Source organism: Phyllobacterium sp. CCNWLW183, assembly GCF_037203775.1.
GTDB classification, from domain to species: Bacteria; Pseudomonadota; Alphaproteobacteria; order Rhizobiales; family Rhizobiaceae; genus Phyllobacterium; species Phyllobacterium ifriqiyense.
The window spans coordinates 147119-164190 of sequence record NZ_JBBCBN010000007.1 but is presented as its reverse complement, the minus strand read 5'-3'; the positions used below and the strand labels follow the sequence as shown (position 1 = coordinate 164190).

Genomic DNA, 17072 nt, shown 5'->3' with positions numbered 1-17072 from the left:
AAATACGCAAAAGCTTCTGAAAGGCGCATCATGACCAGTACGATGACGAGCTACCGTTTGATTGCTGCGGATCTGCCGCGCTCACTTGCGCGCATTGCCAAGGAACCAATGGTACAGCGCGACAGCGACTATTATCTGAAGAACATTGGCAAGGTGAAAACCATCGATGATCTGATGAAGGATACCAAGCTATATAATTATGCGTTGAAAGCCTTCGGGCTTGAAGACATGGCCTATGCCAAGGCATTCATCAAAAAAGTTTTGACCGAAGGGGTCGAGAACAGGGACAGTTTTGCCAATAAGCTGACTGATACCCGCTACAAGGAATTTGCTACGGCTTTCAACTTCGCCAAACTGGGCGACAAGACGACTGAAAGCTCGGCCGTATTAAAGCCCGTCGTCGACAGCTATGTTCAGATGACGCTTGAACAGGAAACCGGTAAACAAAGCGACGGCGCGCGCCTGGCGCTTTATTTTTCCCGCAAGGCTTCGTCCATTACCAATGCTTATGAGATCCTTGGCGATAAGCGCCTGCTTGCAGTCTTCCAGACAACCTTCAATATTCCCAAACAGACATCCGCACTCGACATTGATCGTCAGGCCAAGATGGTCGAAGAGAAACTGGATCTCGAGGATTTGAAGGATCCGGCGAAGGTCGAGAAACTTCTTGTCCGCTTTACCGCCATGTACGACATGGCCAATCCCAGCACGAATATGGCGCCGTCAGTGCAGTTGTTTGGCGGGGCAGCGGAAATCGGCATATCGCCCAGCATTCTTGCAACCCTGCAATCATTCAAACTTGGAGGGCGCTGATGGAAAATTCCATTTATGTGGGGCTTTCGTCACAAATATCGCTGGAACGCCGGCTTGATGTGCTGGCGCATAATGTGGCGAATATGTCGACGCCCGGATTCAGGGCAACAGGCATGAAATTCGATGCGATGGTCTCGAAGGCCGCCGAGAACTCGAGCTTCGTCAGTGCTGGCGAAAGCTTTATCAAGACGGAGGCCGGACCGATCAATCAGACTGGCAATCCGCTTGATGTTGCTGCCAAGGGAAATGTCTGGTTTTCATTGCAGACGCCAGCAGGTCAGGTGTTTACCCGTGATGGCAGAATGAAAATGTCGACCACGGGAGAACTGCTATCGGTCAAGGGATACCCAATCCTCGACGCCGGAGGCCAGCCGTTGACAATCGACCCGAATGGGGGCCCGCCGGAGATATCTTCGGATGGTGCGGTTTATCAAAATGGTCGTCAGCTCGGTGCCATTGGATTGTTCACGATCGATCCTGGTGCAAAACTCAGTTATTTCGATAATTCTGCAATCATACCGAGCGTTGCTGCCCAACCAGTAATCGACAATCCGGACGCAGGTGTCATTCAGGGTGCAATTGAGGGATCAAACGTTGATGCGATCAGCGAAATGACTCGGCTCATGAATGTTACGCGCGCCTTTGAACGCGTCAATGCCTTGCTCAGCGGCAGTGAAGCGACATTCACGAGCGCCATCAAGACCCTCGGTTCGTCCTCTTGATGTCCTGCGATTCATGACCGCGCTGAACAGTGCCCTACAGACCATGAACACCGGAACGGTGAGGCTCGACAGCCTGGCGCGCGTGTTGTCACAGGCCAACCGGGAATGTGGGTCTGTTGCTGTCGGCGGATACGTCAATGAAGTATCGCGGTCGGCAATCGGTGTAAGGGGTATCTCGGACAAGGTGCAGCTTGGGGATCTCGTGATGATCCGATGTGATCAGCATCTTCATCCCGCGGAAGTAGTGCGGCTTGAACAAACTCAAACATTGATCAAACCATTTGACGACCGGATTACGCCATCGCTCGACAGCCCGGTGTTTCCCGAAGGCCAGTTTCGTATTGCACCATCACCAGACTGGAAGGGCAGGGTTATCAATGCGCTGGGCGAGCCGCTCGACGGCAAGGGATTGATGACCGCCGGAGCCGAACCAGTACCTGTGGACTGTGCAGCACCTTCTGCGATGAACAGGAACCGGGTGGAAAAAGGTCTGCGCACCGGCGTCAATGTCGTCGACGTCTTCGTGCCCATGTGTTTCGGCCAGCGTATGGGCATTTTTGCCGGTTCCGGCGTCGGCAAATCCACGCTGCTTGCCATGATGACCAAAGCGGCTGACTTCGACACAGTCGTTCTCGCACTGACAGGCGAGCGCGGCCGCGAAGTGCGCGACATGCTTGAAGACACAATGGCTGGCAAACTGGATAAGACCATTGCCGTTATTGCCACGGGTGATGAAAGCCCGATGATGCGACGGCTTGCTCCCAATACGGCCACTGCGATTGCCGAGTATTTCCGTGATCGCGGCGACAATGTACTTTTGATCGTGGATTCGATTACGCGCTTTGCCCATGCCGCACGCGAAATAGCCATTGCCGCCGGTGAACCGCCGGTATCACGCGGCTATCCGCCGAGCGTTTTCAGCCAGCTGCCGCGCCTGCTTGAACGGGCAGGGCCAGGTCTTGAAGGCCAAGGCACAATTACCGGGCTTTATGCTGTTCTCGTCGATGGCGATGATCACAATGATCCCATTTCGGATGCCATTCGCGGTACTCTTGACGGTCATATCGTTCTCGATCGAACCATAGCGGCTCAGGGGCGGTTTCCGGCTGTCGATATTCTGGGATCGATATCACGTCTGGCACACCATAATTGGTCTCCGGATCAGGCAAAACTTGCGACGGGTCTGCGCAGCCTGATTTCAAGGTTCGAGGAAACGCGCGATCTTCGGATGATCGGCGCTTATCAGACCGGCAGCGATCCGCAGATTGATCAGGCCGTCCATCTCGTACCGCTGATATACGGGACAATGCAGCAGACGCCAGCCTCCCCACTATCTCAGGACCCTTATAGCGACCTTGCCACCGCCTTGCGGCCAACGGAGCCATCATGACAAAACAACAAGCAAACGCGGCAAAACCCGGATCGGTCGATATCGAGACAGCCCTAGCGCCCAAACAACGCGACAAGCGTTTTGACGGCTATCTTAAAACGGCAGGCTTCGGGTTGGCCGTGGTCTCCTTCGTGCTGCCATTCGTCATGTATTACGATATTCTGGATGCGCGCCCAAAGCCCGAGGCTTCCGGTATTCAGGTGCGCGATCCTCTCAACCGTGCCAACCAGAAGGTTGTACGCGAGACACGGGGCAAGATTGCTTCAACATCACCCAATTCCAGCGAAGAGCTTGATCCGATGACGACAGCTACAACGTCGGAGCTGACAGCTGACAGGTTTGCGAAGATGGAGGACGCCAGCAAACAGCCTTTTCCGGGTAAGCCGCAATTCCTTGTCCGCGAAGTTGTAGGCGGACTGGTGATGATTGAGGACGAAACAGGATATTGGTTCGTCGAGAAGGGCTCACCACTGCCGGATGGCAGCACATTGGTGGCTATACAGCGCGGAGCAGCGCCCGGAAGCTGGAATATCAAGACCTCCGACGGGACTGTGATCGACAGGACGTTCTAGCCAGATCGACTGAAGCTGACGCTGCCGCAAGTCTCACGCAAGCCTGACCACATATATTAAGAGCGGGTTAATCGGTTCGGCTGCGGGGAAGCACATGCAAGGAATTCATCTGTTCGATCTGGCGTCACGTCAGGCCGAGTGGCTGTCAGTAAGGCAGGCAGCGGTTTCAGGAAATGTTGCGAATGCAAATACTCCAGGGTTCAAGGCTCGCGATGTCGAACCATTCCATGACGTCCTTGCCCAGTCGCAACTGACAATGGCGGCCACCAATCCGAAGCATCTGGAAATCGATGCCTCAGGCATTGCGGCAACCGCCCTGCGCAAGGACGCAGTGACCGAACAAAACCACTCCAAGAACACCGTTAACCTCGAAATGGAAATGGTGAAATCCGGCGAGATCAATCGCGAATTCGCGCTCAACACCAGCATCGTCAAGGCGTTTCACCGCATGATGATGTCATCTGTGAAGGCTTAAGCGCATGAGTGATCCGCTACAGGCCGCCCTTAAAGTCGCAGCATCCGGCCTTTCCGCCCAGTCAACACGTTTACGCATCGTTTCGGAAAATCTTGCCAATGCGCAATCGACCGGCAAGACAGCCGGCAGCGATCCCTATCGGCGCAAGACGGTTTCCTTCGCGACCGAGCTTGATCGTACGACCGGCGTCGAAACGATTAAAATTGCCGAGGTCGGCAAGGATACTTCCGCCTTTGTCGAAGAATATGAGCCAAGTCACCCGGCGGCAGACAGTCGCGGCTATGTCAAATATCCCAATGTCAGCATGGTCGTTGAAATGGCGGATATGAGAGAAGCCAATCGCTCTTATGAAGCCAATCTCCAAGTCGTCAAGCAAGCGCGCGAGCTGATTGCCATGACCGTCGATCTTTTGAGGAATTCCTGATGATAGACCAGCTTCTCAGCGTTTCTACCCGTAACGCCCTTTCCAAACTGACCGAGACTGTCAATCAGGGGGCCGCCTCTGCTGCATCGCAAGTTGCCGCACCCGGTCAGCCATCCTTCGATAATGTGCTTTCAGAACTCGCCAGCTCCGTGAGCGGCAAGCTGCAAACCGCAGAAGCTGTGTCTATGAAAAGCATGACGGGCGACGTGCCGACCCGCGACGTGGTCAATGCGGTCATGGACGCGGAACAATCGCTGCAAACCGCGATCGCCATTCGCGACAAGATCGTGCAGGCCTATCTCGAAATCAGCCGCATGCCGATTTAGCTGGATAAGGAATCCCAATGAAAGCGCTTACTATCGCAGCCACCGGCATGAATGCCCAACAGCTTAATCTGGAAGTCATTGCGAACAATATCGCCAATATCAATACGACCGGATACAAGCGCGCCAAGGCTGAATTTTCTGATCTCTTGTATCAGGCAGAGCGGACAGCCGGCGTTCCCAATGCTGCCAACCAAAGCATTGTTCCCGAAGGAGCCATGGTTGGTCTTGGTGTGCAGACAGCTGCGGTGCGCAATCTGCATATACAGGGGCCGCTCAACCAGACCGGAAATCCCTATGATGTCGCGCTGGTAGGCCGTGGATGGTTCCAGATACAGAACCCTGCAGGCGACACCTTATACAGCCGCGCCGGAGCGTTCAACGTCAACGGGACGGGTCAGCTTGTGACCCTTGATGGCAATCTCGTTGAACCGAATATCGTTGTTCCTACCGATGCGATTGAGGTCAAGATCACTGAGAGTGGACAAGTGTTCGCTAAAATGGCGGACCAGACCCAGCTGGTTAATCTGGGGCAGCTGCAAATCGCAAACTTTGCCAATGAAGCGGGGCTGGAGCCGCTAGGCAACAATCTTTTCCGGCAAACGGATGCCTCCGGTGATCCCGTTGTGGGTGTTCCGGGTGATCCGGGCTTTGCAACGTTGAAGCAAAATTATCTTGAAAGCTCAAACGTCGATCCGGTGAAGGAGATCACGGATCTTATCACGGCGCAGCGGGCCTATGAGATGAACTCGAAAGTCATTCAGGCCGCCGACGAAATGGGTTCGGTAGTTTCGAAGAATCTGCGTTGAGGGTGATGATGACAGCCATTGGAGCGATAAAGAATCTGTTGCGGGCCAGTGCTTTTGCCACGGCCTTCTTTGTGGTGTCGTCGGCCCTGGCCGACCGCATAACTTTTATCGTCCCATCGCAGATCATCTATCCCGGGCAGGCCATCGGCGGCAACGAGCTGCAAGAAAAGATGTTCACGATCAAGTCCAGTGCGGCGGGAAGTTATATCCTGTCCGCCGATCAGCTGATCGGCAAGGTCGCGCGCAAGACCCTCCTTCCGGGAAAACCCATTCTGGTTACAGCCGTGAACGAGCCGGATCTTGTTCAGCGCGGAGTTTCTGTTCCAATCGTCTACGATACGGGCGCTCTGGTTATCACTGCCAAAGGCATACCAATGGAGGCGGGCCGTTCCGGTGATTTCGTAAAGGTCCGCAACATTGATAGCGGCATTATTGTAACTGGAACCGTGCTTGCCAATGGAAGCATCCAGGTTGGTATGCAATGAAGCTGCTGCGTGTCCTCATGGCATTTGTCGGCTTGATGCTTGCAGCATCACCCGCTGGCTATGCAGCTGAGCCGTCGGCCAATGCCAAGGACTACAAAACGCCTGGGCAAGCGCGGGCAGCCTTTCAAAAAGAGCTTGATGATGGCCGCTGGGGAGGTGCCTCATCACAGCTTGGCGAGGGTGGGGCGATCGCCCGCTTGAAGGATATCGCCAATATTCAGGGTGTGCGCGAAAACCAGCTTGTCGGCTATGGTCTTGTCATCGGCTTGAACGGCACGGGTGACAGCTTGCGCAGTGCGCCCTTTACCGAACAGTCCATGCGCGCCATGCTGGATAATCTGGGCATTAGCCCACCAGCCGGTGCCTCCCGTACCAAAAACATTGCCGCCGTGATCGTAACGGCCAATCTGCCACCTTTCGCTGGGCGTGGTTCGCGGATCGATATTACAGTCTCGTCATTGGGCGATGCGACTTCTTTGGCTGGCGGTACGCTGGTCATGACTCCTTTGGCCGCAGCCGATGGCCAGACCTATGCGGTTGCGCAAGGCAATATGATCGTTTCCGGCTTTACGGCCTCGGGCCAAGCGGAAACCATAACACAGGGAGTGCCGACAAGCGGCCGCATTCCCAATGGCGCGCTGGTGGAAAAAGAAGTCACCGGTAATTTTGGCCATGATGAGCTGATTGTCGAGCTGCGTGAACCCGATTTTACCACCGCGGTACGCATTACCGATACGATCAATGCCTTTGCAAAACGCCGCTACAAGCAGGCTGTTGCCAAAGAGCGGGATTCCAAATCGATCCGCCTGCGTAAGCCTGCCAGCATTTCAGCGACGCGTTTTCTTGCCGAAATTGAGGGTCTGCCGGTCGTCACAGATGAAGTCGCCCGTGTAGTCGTTGACGAGCGGACAGGGACAGTTGTCATTGGCGAAAAAGTGCGCATCTCCCGCGTTGCGATCAGCCATGGCAGCCTGTCAGTGCGCGTGACTGAACGTCCGACGATTGTGCAGCCCGAACCATTTTCGGACGGCGAAACTGCGGTAGAGCCAAATACCGAAATTGATGTAAACCAGACATCGAAAATCGGGGTGCTTGGGGGCACCGATCTGGAAAGCCTTGTCAAGGGGCTGAACCAGATTGGAGTGAAACCACAGGGTATCATCGCGATTCTGCAAGGCATCAAGACCGCCGGCGCCCTCCATGCCGAACTGGTGGTCCAATGAACGTGTCCGGATTTCTTAAAGCATCTGTTGCAGCTCTTGCTTTCAGCCTGGCGCTGCTTTTGCCGGCGGCTTACGGCTTTTCCCAGGAAACAGCTAGAACGCAGGATGATACCGGACAGGAGATTGACCGGTATTGCTCCAATATCACCGACAAGGCAGCCGATGCTCGTTATGCGATGCAAACACGCGAGCTTCAGCAATTGCGTGAGGATATAGATAGCCGTATCGAACTTCTCGACGCCAAGCGTCAGGAATATGAAGTCTGGCTGAAACGCCGTGACGAATTTATCGATAAGGCTGAAGACTCACTTGTCGGCATCATATCCAAGATGCGGCCCGACGCTGCCGCAGCGCAAATGGCACTGCTGGGCGATGAAGCCGCCGCGGCGCTCCTGCTGAAACTCAACCCACGGGTTTCCAGCGTTATTCTCAACGAGATGCCCCCGGAGAAATCATCCAAGCTGGCGCGGGTGATTGTCGGTTCGCGGGTTGTGACGACAAAAGAAAGAACCGCACAATGAAAAAAGCGGCAATGCCGATGGCTTTGGCAAGCGTACTTCTGGTTTCAGGCTGTGCAATGAATCCGCGTGATTTTAATCGACCGCCGGAGATGACGCCGGTCGGCACGGGCGTAGGACACAATTTTACGGTGAGCGACCCATCAAACTACCCGGTACAGCCTCGTCCGCAGAAATACTCGCTGTGGCAGGACAGACAGGCCAGTTTTTTCCGCGATCCGCGCGCCACTAATCCGGGTGATGTGCTGACAGTCGTTATCTCGATTGATGACCGGGCGAAGCTTGACAACAAGTCTGACCGCTCACGCGTCGCTTCGGGCATTTATGGCGCCAAGGCGGATCTGGGTGGGAGCGGAATCTCGGTAAGCAATATTGGCGGCAATTTCGATTATGATTCAGATAGCCGCACCAAGGGCGAGGGCAAGATTGAACGATCGGAGAAAATCGATCTGTCGGTTGCTGCAATCGTGACCGACATTTTGCCGAACGGAAATCTCATCATTCGCGGATCGCAGGAAATCCGCGTCAACAACGAGCTTCGCGTACTCAATGTGGCCGGTGTTGTAAGGCCGCGTGACATTTCAGGATATAATACGATTTCCTACGAGAAGATTGCAGAAGCGCGCATTTCCTATGGTGGCCGTGGTCGCCAAAGCGAAGTGCAACAGCCGCCATGGGGCCAGCAGGTCCTTGATGCGGTCTCGCCGATTTAGAGCCCCACAATGAGCGCTGCCACCGAAGATACCGTTCAGACACGCAAGGCGCCTTCAATGGCTGCCCTGGCAGTTGTCGTCGTCGTGTTGACACTCATTGCCGGTGCGGGAGGCTGGTTTCTTGGTGGTCAACTGGGTCTGGCGGTACCTGTGGCTGCCTCCGGTGCGGCGGAGAAAAAAACTCCGTCGGTGGAGGCAATGCCCGACGGCAGTGTTGTCGTACTGAAGCCGATCCTCACCAATGTCAAAATCCCTCAGGATGTCTGGATCAGGCTGGAGGCAGGATTGATTGTCCGGCCGGGAGAAACAATTTCCGACGAGCTGACAACCGCCGTTTCCGCCGACTTCATGGCCTTCCTTCGCACGGTAAACCTGATGCAGCTGCGGGGACCAGCCGGACTGGAATATTTGAGAACTGATCTGCAGGAACGTGCGCGCATGCGGACTGAAGGCAAAGTCGATAAAGTTTACATCTGGGCGCTGGTGATGGAATGAAAAGACGTTATCTGACGCCGGTGCTTCTGGCCGGGTTATTATTTGGTCTTGGTGGAACGGCCATGGCTCAACAAGCGTCTTTGCTTGAAGGATTGATACCGCAAGGCAGTGCATCATCCAGCGGCCAGATCATCCAGATGCTGGCGGCATTGACCGTTCTGTCGATTGCACCGGGCATTCTCATCATGGTCACGAGCTTTACCCGGTTTGCCATTGCATTTTCGATGTTGCGGGCCGGGCTTGGCTTGCAGACTACGCCCGCCAATCTGGTAATGATCAGCCTTGCCTTGTTCATGACATTCTATGTGATGGCACCTGTCTTTGACAGAGCATGGCAAAATGGTGTGCAGCCGCTGGTCAACAACCAGATCACTCAGGATGTGGCGATCAATGAAATCACCACGCCGTTTCGCGAATTCATGCTGCGGCAGGTCCGCGACAAGGATTTGCGATTGTTCGAAGACCTGGCCGACGAATCATTTCGCACACAGGCGAATCAAGTTGTTGACCTGCGTATCCTTGTGCCCGCATTCATGATCTCCGAGCTGCGTCGCGGATTTGAAATCGGCTTTTTGATCGTTCTGCCATTCCTGGTGATTGATCTGATCGTTGCAACGCTTACAATGTCGATGGGTATGATGATGCTGCCGCCAACCGTGCTGTCGCTGCCGTTCAAGATACTTTTCTTCGTCCTCATCGATGGCTGGAACATCCTTGTTGGCAGTCTTATCCGTTCCTATTCTTAGCCGGATACAGGTACGCTAACCAACTTTGAAAAATTAATCATGAACGTTATTGAAACCGTAACATTTTTGGCATACTCATCACGCACATAACGGGTTGTCGCAATGACAATAGGCATGATGCCGCTCCGTTATACCGGTCAGTCCGGTATGTCCCAAATAGTATCTCATCAGGGACTTCATCCTATGGCTAGCATTCTTACAAACGCGTCAGCAATGACTGCGCTGCAGACACTTTCCGCAACAAACAAGAACCTTGCAACAACGCAGGACCGTATTGCTACCGGTCAGCGCGTTTCGACAGCTTCCGACAATGCTGCATACTGGTCAATCGCAACCGGCATGCGCACGCAGAACTCGGCTCTTTCTGCTGTTAAGGACGGTCTTGGTCTTGGTGCTTCCATCGTCGACACTGCCTATACTTCATTGACGAAGGCTATCGACCTCGCTCAGAAGATTCAGGCGAAATATGTTGCCAAGGAAACTCCAGGCACAGACGGCGCCATCATTGATGCCGACATTGCCCAGTTCAAGGCTCAGATCGTTGAAATGGCAAAGGGCGCGACATTCCAGGGCGTTAACCTGCTCAAGACAGGTGGCACAGCCCAGAACATCGTTACCGGTTACGAGGCTGGCACTGGCGTAACAACCATTGCTGTTGCTGCATTCGATCTCGAAGCTGCTCTCACAGCCGCTACTACATCGGCAACCGTCGGTACAGCCATCGACACGATGAAAGCTGCTGCTGCGGGTCTCGGCTCCGCAAAGACCCGTATCGACACGCAGGTAAGCTTCACCAGCTCGCTGATGGACGCGATTGATCGCGGCGTAGGCCAGCTCGTTGATGCTGACATGAACGCAGAATCAGCTCGTCTGTCTGCTTTGCAGGTTCAGCAGCAGCTCGGCATTCAGGCACTCTCGATTGCCAATTCCGGCAACCAGAGCATCCTGTCGCTCTTCCGCGGCTAATAAGAACAGTTCTGCAAAACTCAATTGGCCACGCTTCGCGCGTGGCCTTTTTGTTTTCTGGCAATGGCTTTGAGCAACGCCACTCTAACTTCGCGCAAGCTTCAGCATCTATGGTCGGCCCAAGGTGTTGCGGTGGGAATTGATGGAAAAGAACCTAAGACAGACTTTTGAGCAGCTGGGCGCAGCGTTGAAAAAGCTTGGAGCCCGGCGGCTTATTGCGCTGGGCATCATCGGTGTGACGCTTTTTGCCACTATTCTTGCCTCTAGTTTTTATCTTAACCGGCCGCAATATGAGACACTCTATGTCGGGCTGAGCCGCGATGACGTTAATCGCATGGGTATGGCCTTGGGCGAAGCGGGCATACCGTTCGATGTCAAGTCAGACGGAACATCGGTTCTGGTGCCATTCGGCAAGGCCGATCAGGCGCGTATGTACCTTGCAGAAAAGGGCCTGCCGACAAGCAACAATGCCGGTTACGAACTTTTCGACAATATGGGCTCGCTGGGCCTCACATCCTTCATGCAGGAAATCACGCGGGTGCGCGCGCTTGAAGGCGAGATATCACGGACCATTCAGGCCATACGCGGGATCAAGGCATCGCGAGTGCACATTGTCTTGCCGGAGAAAGGCAGTTTCCGTCGCGGCGATCAAGCTCCCTCCGCGTCGGTTGTCATCCGCACCGAAGGCGATTTCGCAATTGAATCCGCGCAATCCATACGCCAGCTTGTGGCAGCGGCCGTTCCGCAATTGACTGCCTCGGAAGTCACGATCCTCGATACGAATGGCAGGCTGCTGGCTTCCAAGGATGACGGCACCAATGCCGGTGCAGTCATGTCCGCCACGCTGGAGCAGAATGTCTCGTCATCTGTTGACGAGAATATCCGCAAGGCGCTTGCGCCCTATCTGGGCGTTGGGCATTTCCAGACAAGCGTTCAGGTGGCACTGGATACGGATCGGCGTCAGACAAATGAGACAGTGTTCGACCCTGAATCGCGCGTCGAACGCTCGGTTCGCGTGGTGCGCGAAAGTGGCGATTCGAAAAATTCCACCAGTGACAATGCGACAGGTGTGGAACAGAACATTCCACAGGAAGAGATTGCCAGCAGAAATGGCGATAGTGCCACGGAAAAGACCGACAAGCGCGAAGAGCTGACCAATTACGAGTTGAACTCGAAGACGGTTTCGACCACGAGCGACAGCTATCAGATCAAGCGTCTTTCGATTGCGGTCGTGGTTGATCAGGCGCGATTGCTGGCGACTGCCGGTGAGACTCCGCCGCCGGCCAACTTCGTGGATCAGCAGATTGCCAAGATTACGCAATTGGTCGCAACCGCCGCCGGTCTTGATACCAAGCGCGGCGATGTGATCAATGTTACAGCTGTGAACTTCCTGGAAGCGGCCGACGAGCAACTGCAACCGGCTTCAACACCCATATCGGAATTGATCTTCCGGCAGACAGGCACACTCATCAATGCGGCGGCGCTGATTGCGGCGGTCGGTTTGGTACTCTGGTTTGGCGTGCGTCCATTGATGCGCGAAATGAGCAATCAGCAGAACGCTTTGCAGCTGGCGGACGAGCCGGGTTTCGCTGTGCCGGGTCTTGCACCGGCAAACAATCTTCCTGCTGTTGCTGCTGCAAATGCCGAGCAAAGTGCGCCCTATGATGATCTCAGCGAGTTAAGACGCCGCATGCGCGTTCCGGCCCAGAACAGGCTGGAGCAGATGATCGACATGGATGAGGAGCGCGTAGCTGCCATCCTCAAGCAATGGGTGCATGAAGCGGCATGACGGCATCCCAACCCAGATCCATTGCCAGCATGCTGACGGATTTCACGCCGCAGCATGTGCCTGCCGATCGCGTGACGGTATTTACCGCACCTGGCGAGCGGATAACAATCAAAACCGATATTGACGATACTCCTGAAGAGGTAGTCGAACTCATCGACTACGAACTCAAGATCAAGGAGGCATTTGCTGCGGGCAGGGAGTCGGGGCAGGTTGAAGCTTCGGTTCTGTTCGAGGCTGAAAAGGTCAGGCTGGAGCGGGAGTTTCAAGAACAGCTTGCCGGAGCTGAAGTGACGTTTCTGGAGCAGACGGGAGCGCGCATTTCAGCGCAATTGGATGAAGGGCTGAAGACGATTGCGTCTGATCTTTCCGGCTCGCTTGCTGCGGTGCTTGTTCCACTGATTGAAGTCAATATGCGGGAACGTGCGGTAAGTGCGTTCGCAAGCGAAATAGAGCGACTGACCATGGGATATGAAGGGATGACCGCGAAGATCAGCGGCCCATCGCATCTTCTGGACGTGCTTCGCAACCGGCCCGGCTTTGATCTTACGCGTTTTTCTCTGTCAGAGGCAAACCAGGCAGAGCTGTCCCTGCGGCTTGACGAGACGGTTATCGAGACACGGCTTGGCCGTCTGATCGATAGTTTGAGAGATCACATCCGATGAACATTGATCCCGAAACGCATCGCGAAATTGTTATCGTGCGTCGTGGCCGAGGCGATGGCGAAGACAGTCATCACGGCGGTGTCTGGAAGATTGCCTATGCGGACTTCATGACGGCAATGATGGCATTTTTCCTCGTCATGTGGCTCATCAATGCTGCTAACGAGGAAACCAAAGCGGCTGTTGCCAGCTATTTCAATCCCGTAAAATTGATGGACCGTAACGCCAGACCAAAGGGTATTCAGGACTCTGACGATGAAAAGGGCAAGGTCCGCTTCGAACGTCCCGATTCCACCGATGCGGAAACAAAGAGTTCTCGCAACGACCGTGATACTGAGACGCAGCCAGAACGCGAAGAGCGGCAGATCTTCAAAGATCCCTATGCGGTGCTTGCGGAGATCGCCACGGATTCTGGTGTCCTCCAGAACCGGTCCGTCGCGGGTGCCGGTGGCATTAATCGTGCTGGTCCAATGACCGGTGCGGAAGGCGGTGAGGCCTATCGGGATCCCTTCAATCCCAACTATTGGACTAACCGGGCGGATGATGAAATTTTCCCTCTGACGGATAGCCCGCCCGTGCCACCCCCATCCTATGAAAAAAGCGCTAGCGTCAAAAAGGACGCCTCCAAACAGGAGTCGGCAACGATTGAACAGGCATCGCTGGCACAACGGTTGAGCGCTGGCGATATAAAACCCGATCCCGCCGCCAAGTCTGTCGAGGGCAAGAAAGCTGCTGGTCAGACGGGCACGGAAGGCAAGCGGGAGATGAGTCCAGCTGAGATTGCCCAAAAGCTTGCTGCGGAAATCGCAAAGACCGGCATTGCAGATGAGAAAAATGCGCCGGAGGTGACAGTGGTCCCCACCAATGAAGGCGTTATGATTCAGCTGACTGACAAAGTTGACTATGGCATGTTTGCCATTGGCTCGGCAAAGCCTGACAAGCGCGTCGTGCAGGTGCTGGATGAGATCGGCAAGATCATCGCCTCCCGCAAGGGTGATGTTGTCATCAGCGGTCATACCGATGCGCGACCGTTCAAGAGCGATAGCTATGACAATTGGCGTTTGTCCTCGGCGCGTGCCCATATGGCTTATTATATGCTGACGCGGGGCGGTCTCGACGCAAAGCGTATTCTTCGAATTGACGGTTATGCGGATCGCGACCCAAAGATTGCGTCGGATCCCTATGCAGCTCAAAATCGCCGGATCGATATTTTTCTTAAAACGGTTGGCAGATGAGAGTGAGGCGCTATCATCTTGTGTTGATATTGGGTTTGCTCGGTTTGATGCAGGCACAGGCGCGAGCGGATATGCTTGCACCAGAGCCATATCTTCTGGTGAGGTCAATGCGCATGTTGCAGGACCAGGTAGCATCTGGAAAGCCGGAAGCGTTGCCGATGCTCAACCGGGTTCTTGCGCATGTTTCTCGTCAGTTTAAAGAGGCCAAACCGGAGGCTTGGGACAAGCCGGCCAATGCCTATGCGCTTTTCATCTATCTGCTGAATGGTGGCAATCCTGATGTTGTACGCGGCATCATTGCCACGCTGAAGCCTGATCAGATCAATCCTAAACTTATCGCCGGATCATTGGCCTATGCAGATGGCGATGCGCTTCGCTTTGTCGAGAACTTTCAGGAACTGCCGCCAAATCTGCCAGCAGAACTCAACGCTTCGATCTATTTGGTAACGGCATCTCAACTCGCTTCGATTGATGCGATTACAGCTCTCAAGCGCCTCGACTATATACGGCTGAATGCGCCGGGAACGCTGCTGGAGGAGGCCGCACTGCGCCGCGGTCTCAGCATCGCCGCTGGTCTTGGCGAGAAAGACAAGCTGCTATATCTGTCCAGAAACTACCTGCAACGCTTTGAACGATCACCATATTCGGAAGATTTATATCGCCAGCTTGTCGACGCCTTACTGAAGCTGAAGGACAAAATCAGCGAGGAGGAAATCAAGGATCTGGCAGTGCTGGCTTGGCCGGGCGCCCGGATGCCATTTTACTTGCGCCTCGCCCGTGGCTCTATTGTTAATGGTGATCTGGTCCGTGCCCGGTTTGCCGCGCGGGAAGCGGAAGAACTGGCCACTGCGCTCAAAGCCGACAACACACAGGCAAGGCTTTACCTTGCTGTGAGCAATGTCGGTTCCGATGAGACCGGAGAAGCGGGCAGAATATTGTCCAGCCTGCCAAAGGATCGTCTGCATGGCCGCGACGTAAAACTACTTGAAGCGGCCATGGCCATGGCGGGGAAAATAACCGAACAACCGCGTGTGACGTCAGCTGCCATGGAGCCCCAAACTATCCCCACGCCAGAGATCGCCACGCAGACGCCGCAAAAGACGCGCCAGCCGCCCGCCGTCGATACGGAAGATGCGATGATTACAGAAACGCGCAAGAAGCTCGATGCAATCGATGCAATTCTTGGAAAGGCCGGGAAATGACGATCGGATCCAATATGCCTTTCAAGCTGAAGTTGCAGACGCCGGTGCGGGCTACAAAGGAAGAGACGCAAGGCAACTTCCAGGAAATGCTTGGAGCCAAAGAGCTGCAACCTAATTTTGGATCGCTTTTGGAGGCCGTCAAGCCACACCGGAACAGCGTTTTAAACCACATTCCTGGTGACGAAAAAAGCGCTGGGCCAGACAGCCCGCCCGATCACAGGGATGAGGAATCCATGTCGCTTACACAGAGTGCTTTCACGCAACCAATTATTGCGTTGGAGCAAATGCTGGATAGGCGGCAAGGTGATAAAACCGCTTTTGCCCCCGATACCTTGATTGACCAGCAGGGCTTGCAAGGAGCAGTGTCCGTGACAGATTCGGATGCTGCTGAATTGACGCTGGGAAACGATGACATCCCGCCACAGACAGATGCTGCAGATGTTCTTGCAGACAAAGAACAGGCGCCGAAGCAAGTGCCAGAGCGCTCAGGCAGACTTTCCGTCTCATCCGCGCCTCCTGAATCCGAACAAGCCCCATTCGAGCCCGCATTGCCAACTCTTGTCTCCGCAAAGCAGCAGGAGATCGATCGCGCCAATTCTGCCATAGCGTCAAAAGCGGTAAAACCGGAGAAACAGAATCCCAATCCGGTGACGGAGACATTGCAGGACGTGATTGCGGCGTCTAACACGAACACATCCCAGCAGGCTGCTCCTTCATTGCCACAAGCCACGGCAAAACCCTTGATGGGAAATATCGCGATGCTTGCGGTACCGGTCAATTCACCGGCTGTCACCGGCATAGAAGTGGTTTCTGATCGCACCACGGGTGCTGCAAGGACGCTGGTCATTCAATTGCAGCCCGTCGAACTTGGCACTGTAACCGCCAGACTGCGCCTGACATCCGAGGGAATGCATATCCAGATTGCTGCGGCGAGCACTGCAATGGCCGAGCATCTATCCAATGATCGTGAGGCTTTGGGCAAAGCGCTGCACAGCGCGGGCGTTACGGATGATGCATCCAATGTCACAATATCCATTATAGACCGCTCGCAGGCAGGTGCTGGAAACCCTCAAGCCGGTCAGCAAAATCTTAACGGGCAAGATCCGCAACAGCTCGGCGCGCGCGGCAATAATCAGGGCCAATCGGGTTTCCAGAATACGCCGGAAGATCGAACCACCCATCAAAGTTTTTCCGCAGACGTTGCACCGGATGACCATGTCGAATTACCGGCAAAGCCAGGCGCTCAAATTCGTTCTTCGCGCGGGCTCGTCGTTTAATTCGCACCTGACTGTCGGTTTGCCTATGCCGTCACCAGTCCGTGGGGACCAGGCTGCGTGCGCGCACGCCATGATTGCACCAAAAACGAAGTTGGCAGCGAGGCATTGCGGGGCGGGCAATGAACATCATGCAGAAAAATTATGTTTGCCGGGTAATGGAACATATGACGCAAGCGAGCGCAAAAACTGGACTCCTAGCATGCGCATCTTTTGCAATAAGGGACCACGTTAATACA

Annotated in this window: 20 protein-coding genes; all 20 read left to right on the top strand. The window is 54.7% G+C overall.

Annotation, left to right across the window (positions count from 1 at the left end; translation table 11 throughout):
• The first annotated feature begins 30 nt into the window (after positions 1-30).
• The 20 genes from V9K95_RS16790 (at position 31) to fliK (ending at position 16836) form a co-directional block, all read left to right on the top strand.
• On the top strand, positions 31-813 hold the full coding sequence (locus V9K95_RS16790) for a DUF1217 domain-containing protein (RefSeq protein WP_336441438.1): 783 nt from the start codon (positions 31-33) through the stop codon (positions 811-813).
• Positions 810-1535: a flagellar basal-body rod protein FlgF gene (flgF, locus tag V9K95_RS16785; protein ID WP_336441536.1), complete on the top strand. Its 726-nt coding sequence runs from the start codon at positions 810-812 to the stop codon at positions 1533-1535. Before V9K95_RS16790 ends, flgF begins: the two co-directional genes overlap by 4 nt.
• A 13-nt stretch (positions 1536-1548) precedes the next feature.
• Entirely contained in the window at positions 1549-2925 is a 1377-nt protein-coding gene (fliI, locus tag V9K95_RS16780) for a flagellar protein export ATPase FliI (RefSeq protein WP_336441439.1), read from the top strand.
• Complete coding sequence (locus tag V9K95_RS16775) at positions 2922-3497, top strand: hypothetical protein (protein ID WP_307277253.1); 576 nt, start codon at positions 2922-2924, stop codon at positions 3495-3497. The genes fliI and V9K95_RS16775 overlap by 4 nt, the downstream gene beginning before the upstream one ends.
• Positions 3498-3591: 94 nt before the next feature.
• Positions 3592-3972, top strand: coding sequence for a flagellar basal body rod protein FlgB (gene flgB / locus V9K95_RS16770; RefSeq protein WP_115054976.1), 381 nt, complete (start codon positions 3592-3594; stop codon positions 3970-3972).
• 4 nt (positions 3973-3976) lie between these two features.
• Positions 3977-4396, top strand: coding sequence for a flagellar basal body rod protein FlgC (flgC, locus tag V9K95_RS16765; RefSeq protein ID WP_336441440.1), 420 nt, complete (start codon positions 3977-3979; stop codon positions 4394-4396).
• The gene (locus V9K95_RS16760; protein WP_115054978.1) at positions 4396-4722 is read left to right on the top strand and encodes a flagellar hook-basal body complex protein FliE; all 327 of its coding nucleotides are present in this window, start codon (positions 4396-4398) and stop codon (positions 4720-4722) included. The genes flgC and V9K95_RS16760 overlap by 1 nt, the downstream gene beginning before the upstream one ends.
• A 17-nt stretch (positions 4723-4739) precedes the next feature.
• Positions 4740-5528, top strand: a complete 789-nt coding sequence (gene flgG / locus V9K95_RS16755) for a flagellar basal-body rod protein FlgG (protein ID WP_336441441.1) — start codon at positions 4740-4742, stop codon at positions 5526-5528.
• An 8-nt stretch (positions 5529-5536) separates the two neighbouring features.
• The gene (flgA, locus tag V9K95_RS16750) at positions 5537-6013 is read left to right on the top strand and encodes a flagellar basal body P-ring formation chaperone FlgA (protein ID WP_336441442.1); all 477 of its coding nucleotides are present in this window, start codon (positions 5537-5539) and stop codon (positions 6011-6013) included.
• Entirely contained in the window at positions 6010-7236 is a 1227-nt protein-coding gene (locus V9K95_RS16745; protein WP_336441443.1) for a flagellar basal body P-ring protein FlgI, read from the top strand. Before flgA ends, V9K95_RS16745 begins: the two co-directional genes overlap by 4 nt.
• Complete coding sequence (locus V9K95_RS16740) at positions 7233-7757, top strand: MotE family protein (RefSeq protein ID WP_307277272.1); 525 nt, start codon at positions 7233-7235, stop codon at positions 7755-7757. The genes V9K95_RS16745 and V9K95_RS16740 overlap by 4 nt, the downstream gene beginning before the upstream one ends.
• On the top strand, positions 7754-8467 hold the full coding sequence (gene flgH / locus V9K95_RS16735; RefSeq protein ID WP_115054982.1) for a flagellar basal body L-ring protein FlgH: 714 nt from the start codon (positions 7754-7756) through the stop codon (positions 8465-8467). The genes V9K95_RS16740 and flgH overlap by 4 nt, the downstream gene beginning before the upstream one ends.
• 9 nt (positions 8468-8476) lie before the next feature.
• On the top strand, positions 8477-8962 hold the full coding sequence (locus V9K95_RS16730; RefSeq protein ID WP_336441444.1) for a flagellar basal body-associated FliL family protein: 486 nt from the start codon (positions 8477-8479) through the stop codon (positions 8960-8962).
• Complete coding sequence (fliP, locus tag V9K95_RS16725) at positions 8959-9708, top strand: flagellar type III secretion system pore protein FliP (protein ID WP_115054984.1); 750 nt, start codon at positions 8959-8961, stop codon at positions 9706-9708. The genes V9K95_RS16730 and fliP overlap by 4 nt, the downstream gene beginning before the upstream one ends.
• 183 nt (positions 9709-9891) lie before the next feature.
• Positions 9892-10674, top strand: a complete 783-nt coding sequence (locus V9K95_RS16720) for a flagellin N-terminal helical domain-containing protein (RefSeq protein ID WP_115055116.1) — start codon at positions 9892-9894, stop codon at positions 10672-10674.
• A gap of 142 nt (positions 10675-10816) precedes the next feature.
• A complete protein-coding gene (gene fliF / locus V9K95_RS16715) occupies positions 10817-12463 on the top strand; it encodes a flagellar basal-body MS-ring/collar protein FliF (RefSeq protein ID WP_336441445.1) in 1647 nt (548 codons plus the stop codon).
• Positions 12460-13125: a hypothetical protein gene (locus V9K95_RS16710; RefSeq protein ID WP_336441446.1), complete on the top strand. Its 666-nt coding sequence runs from the start codon at positions 12460-12462 to the stop codon at positions 13123-13125. Before fliF ends, V9K95_RS16710 begins: the two co-directional genes overlap by 4 nt.
• Positions 13122-14357, top strand: coding sequence for a MotB family protein (locus V9K95_RS16705; protein WP_336441447.1), 1236 nt, complete (start codon positions 13122-13124; stop codon positions 14355-14357). Before V9K95_RS16710 ends, V9K95_RS16705 begins: the two co-directional genes overlap by 4 nt.
• Before the next feature lie 2 nt (positions 14358-14359).
• Positions 14360-15559 (top strand): chemotaxis protein MotC, encoded by a 1200-nt coding sequence (locus V9K95_RS16700; RefSeq protein WP_336441448.1) that lies wholly within the window; start codon positions 14360-14362, stop codon positions 15557-15559.
• Positions 15556-16836 carry a flagellar hook-length control protein FliK gene (gene fliK, locus V9K95_RS16695; protein WP_336441449.1) on the top strand — a complete coding sequence of 427 codons (1281 nt, stop codon included), beginning with the start codon at positions 15556-15558 and terminating at the stop codon, positions 16834-16836. The genes V9K95_RS16700 and fliK overlap by 4 nt, the downstream gene beginning before the upstream one ends.
• Positions 16837-17072 lie beyond the last annotated feature (236 nt).

Excerpts from the sequence above, each read along its gene's own strand:
- V9K95_RS16705 (WP_336441447.1), top strand. The coding sequence starts at position 13,122 with ATGAACATTGATCCCGAAACGCATCGCGAAATTGTTATCGTGCGTCGT.
- flgH (WP_115054982.1), top strand. The coding sequence starts at position 7,754 with ATGAAAAAAGCGGCAATGCCGATGGCTTTGGCAAGCGTACTTCTGGTT.
- V9K95_RS16740 (WP_307277272.1), top strand. The coding sequence starts at position 7,233 with ATGAACGTGTCCGGATTTCTTAAAGCATCTGTTGCAGCTCTTGCTTTC.
- V9K95_RS16710 (WP_336441446.1), top strand. The coding sequence starts at position 12,460 with ATGACGGCATCCCAACCCAGATCCATTGCCAGCATGCTGACGGATTTC.
- fliI (WP_336441439.1), top strand. The coding sequence starts at position 1,549 with ATGACCGCGCTGAACAGTGCCCTACAGACCATGAACACCGGAACGGTG.
- V9K95_RS16760 (WP_115054978.1), top strand. The coding sequence starts at position 4,396 with ATGATAGACCAGCTTCTCAGCGTTTCTACCCGTAACGCCCTTTCCAAA.
- flgC (WP_336441440.1), top strand. The coding sequence starts at position 3,977 with ATGAGTGATCCGCTACAGGCCGCCCTTAAAGTCGCAGCATCCGGCCTT.
- fliF (WP_336441445.1), top strand. The coding sequence starts at position 10,817 with ATGGAAAAGAACCTAAGACAGACTTTTGAGCAGCTGGGCGCAGCGTTG.
- V9K95_RS16730 (WP_336441444.1), top strand. The coding sequence starts at position 8,477 with ATGAGCGCTGCCACCGAAGATACCGTTCAGACACGCAAGGCGCCTTCA.
- V9K95_RS16775 (WP_307277253.1), top strand. The coding sequence starts at position 2,922 with ATGACAAAACAACAAGCAAACGCGGCAAAACCCGGATCGGTCGATATC.
- fliP (WP_115054984.1), top strand. The coding sequence starts at position 8,959 with ATGAAAAGACGTTATCTGACGCCGGTGCTTCTGGCCGGGTTATTATTT.
- V9K95_RS16790 (WP_336441438.1), top strand. The coding sequence starts at position 31 with ATGACCAGTACGATGACGAGCTACCGTTTGATTGCTGCGGATCTGCCG.
- fliK (WP_336441449.1), top strand. The coding sequence starts at position 15,556 with ATGACGATCGGATCCAATATGCCTTTCAAGCTGAAGTTGCAGACGCCG.
- V9K95_RS16720 (WP_115055116.1), top strand. The coding sequence starts at position 9,892 with ATGGCTAGCATTCTTACAAACGCGTCAGCAATGACTGCGCTGCAGACA.
- flgA (WP_336441442.1), top strand. The coding sequence starts at position 5,537 with ATGACAGCCATTGGAGCGATAAAGAATCTGTTGCGGGCCAGTGCTTTT.
- flgB (WP_115054976.1), top strand. The coding sequence starts at position 3,592 with ATGCAAGGAATTCATCTGTTCGATCTGGCGTCACGTCAGGCCGAGTGG.
- flgG (WP_336441441.1), top strand. The coding sequence starts at position 4,740 with ATGAAAGCGCTTACTATCGCAGCCACCGGCATGAATGCCCAACAGCTT.
- V9K95_RS16745 (WP_336441443.1), top strand. The coding sequence starts at position 6,010 with ATGAAGCTGCTGCGTGTCCTCATGGCATTTGTCGGCTTGATGCTTGCA.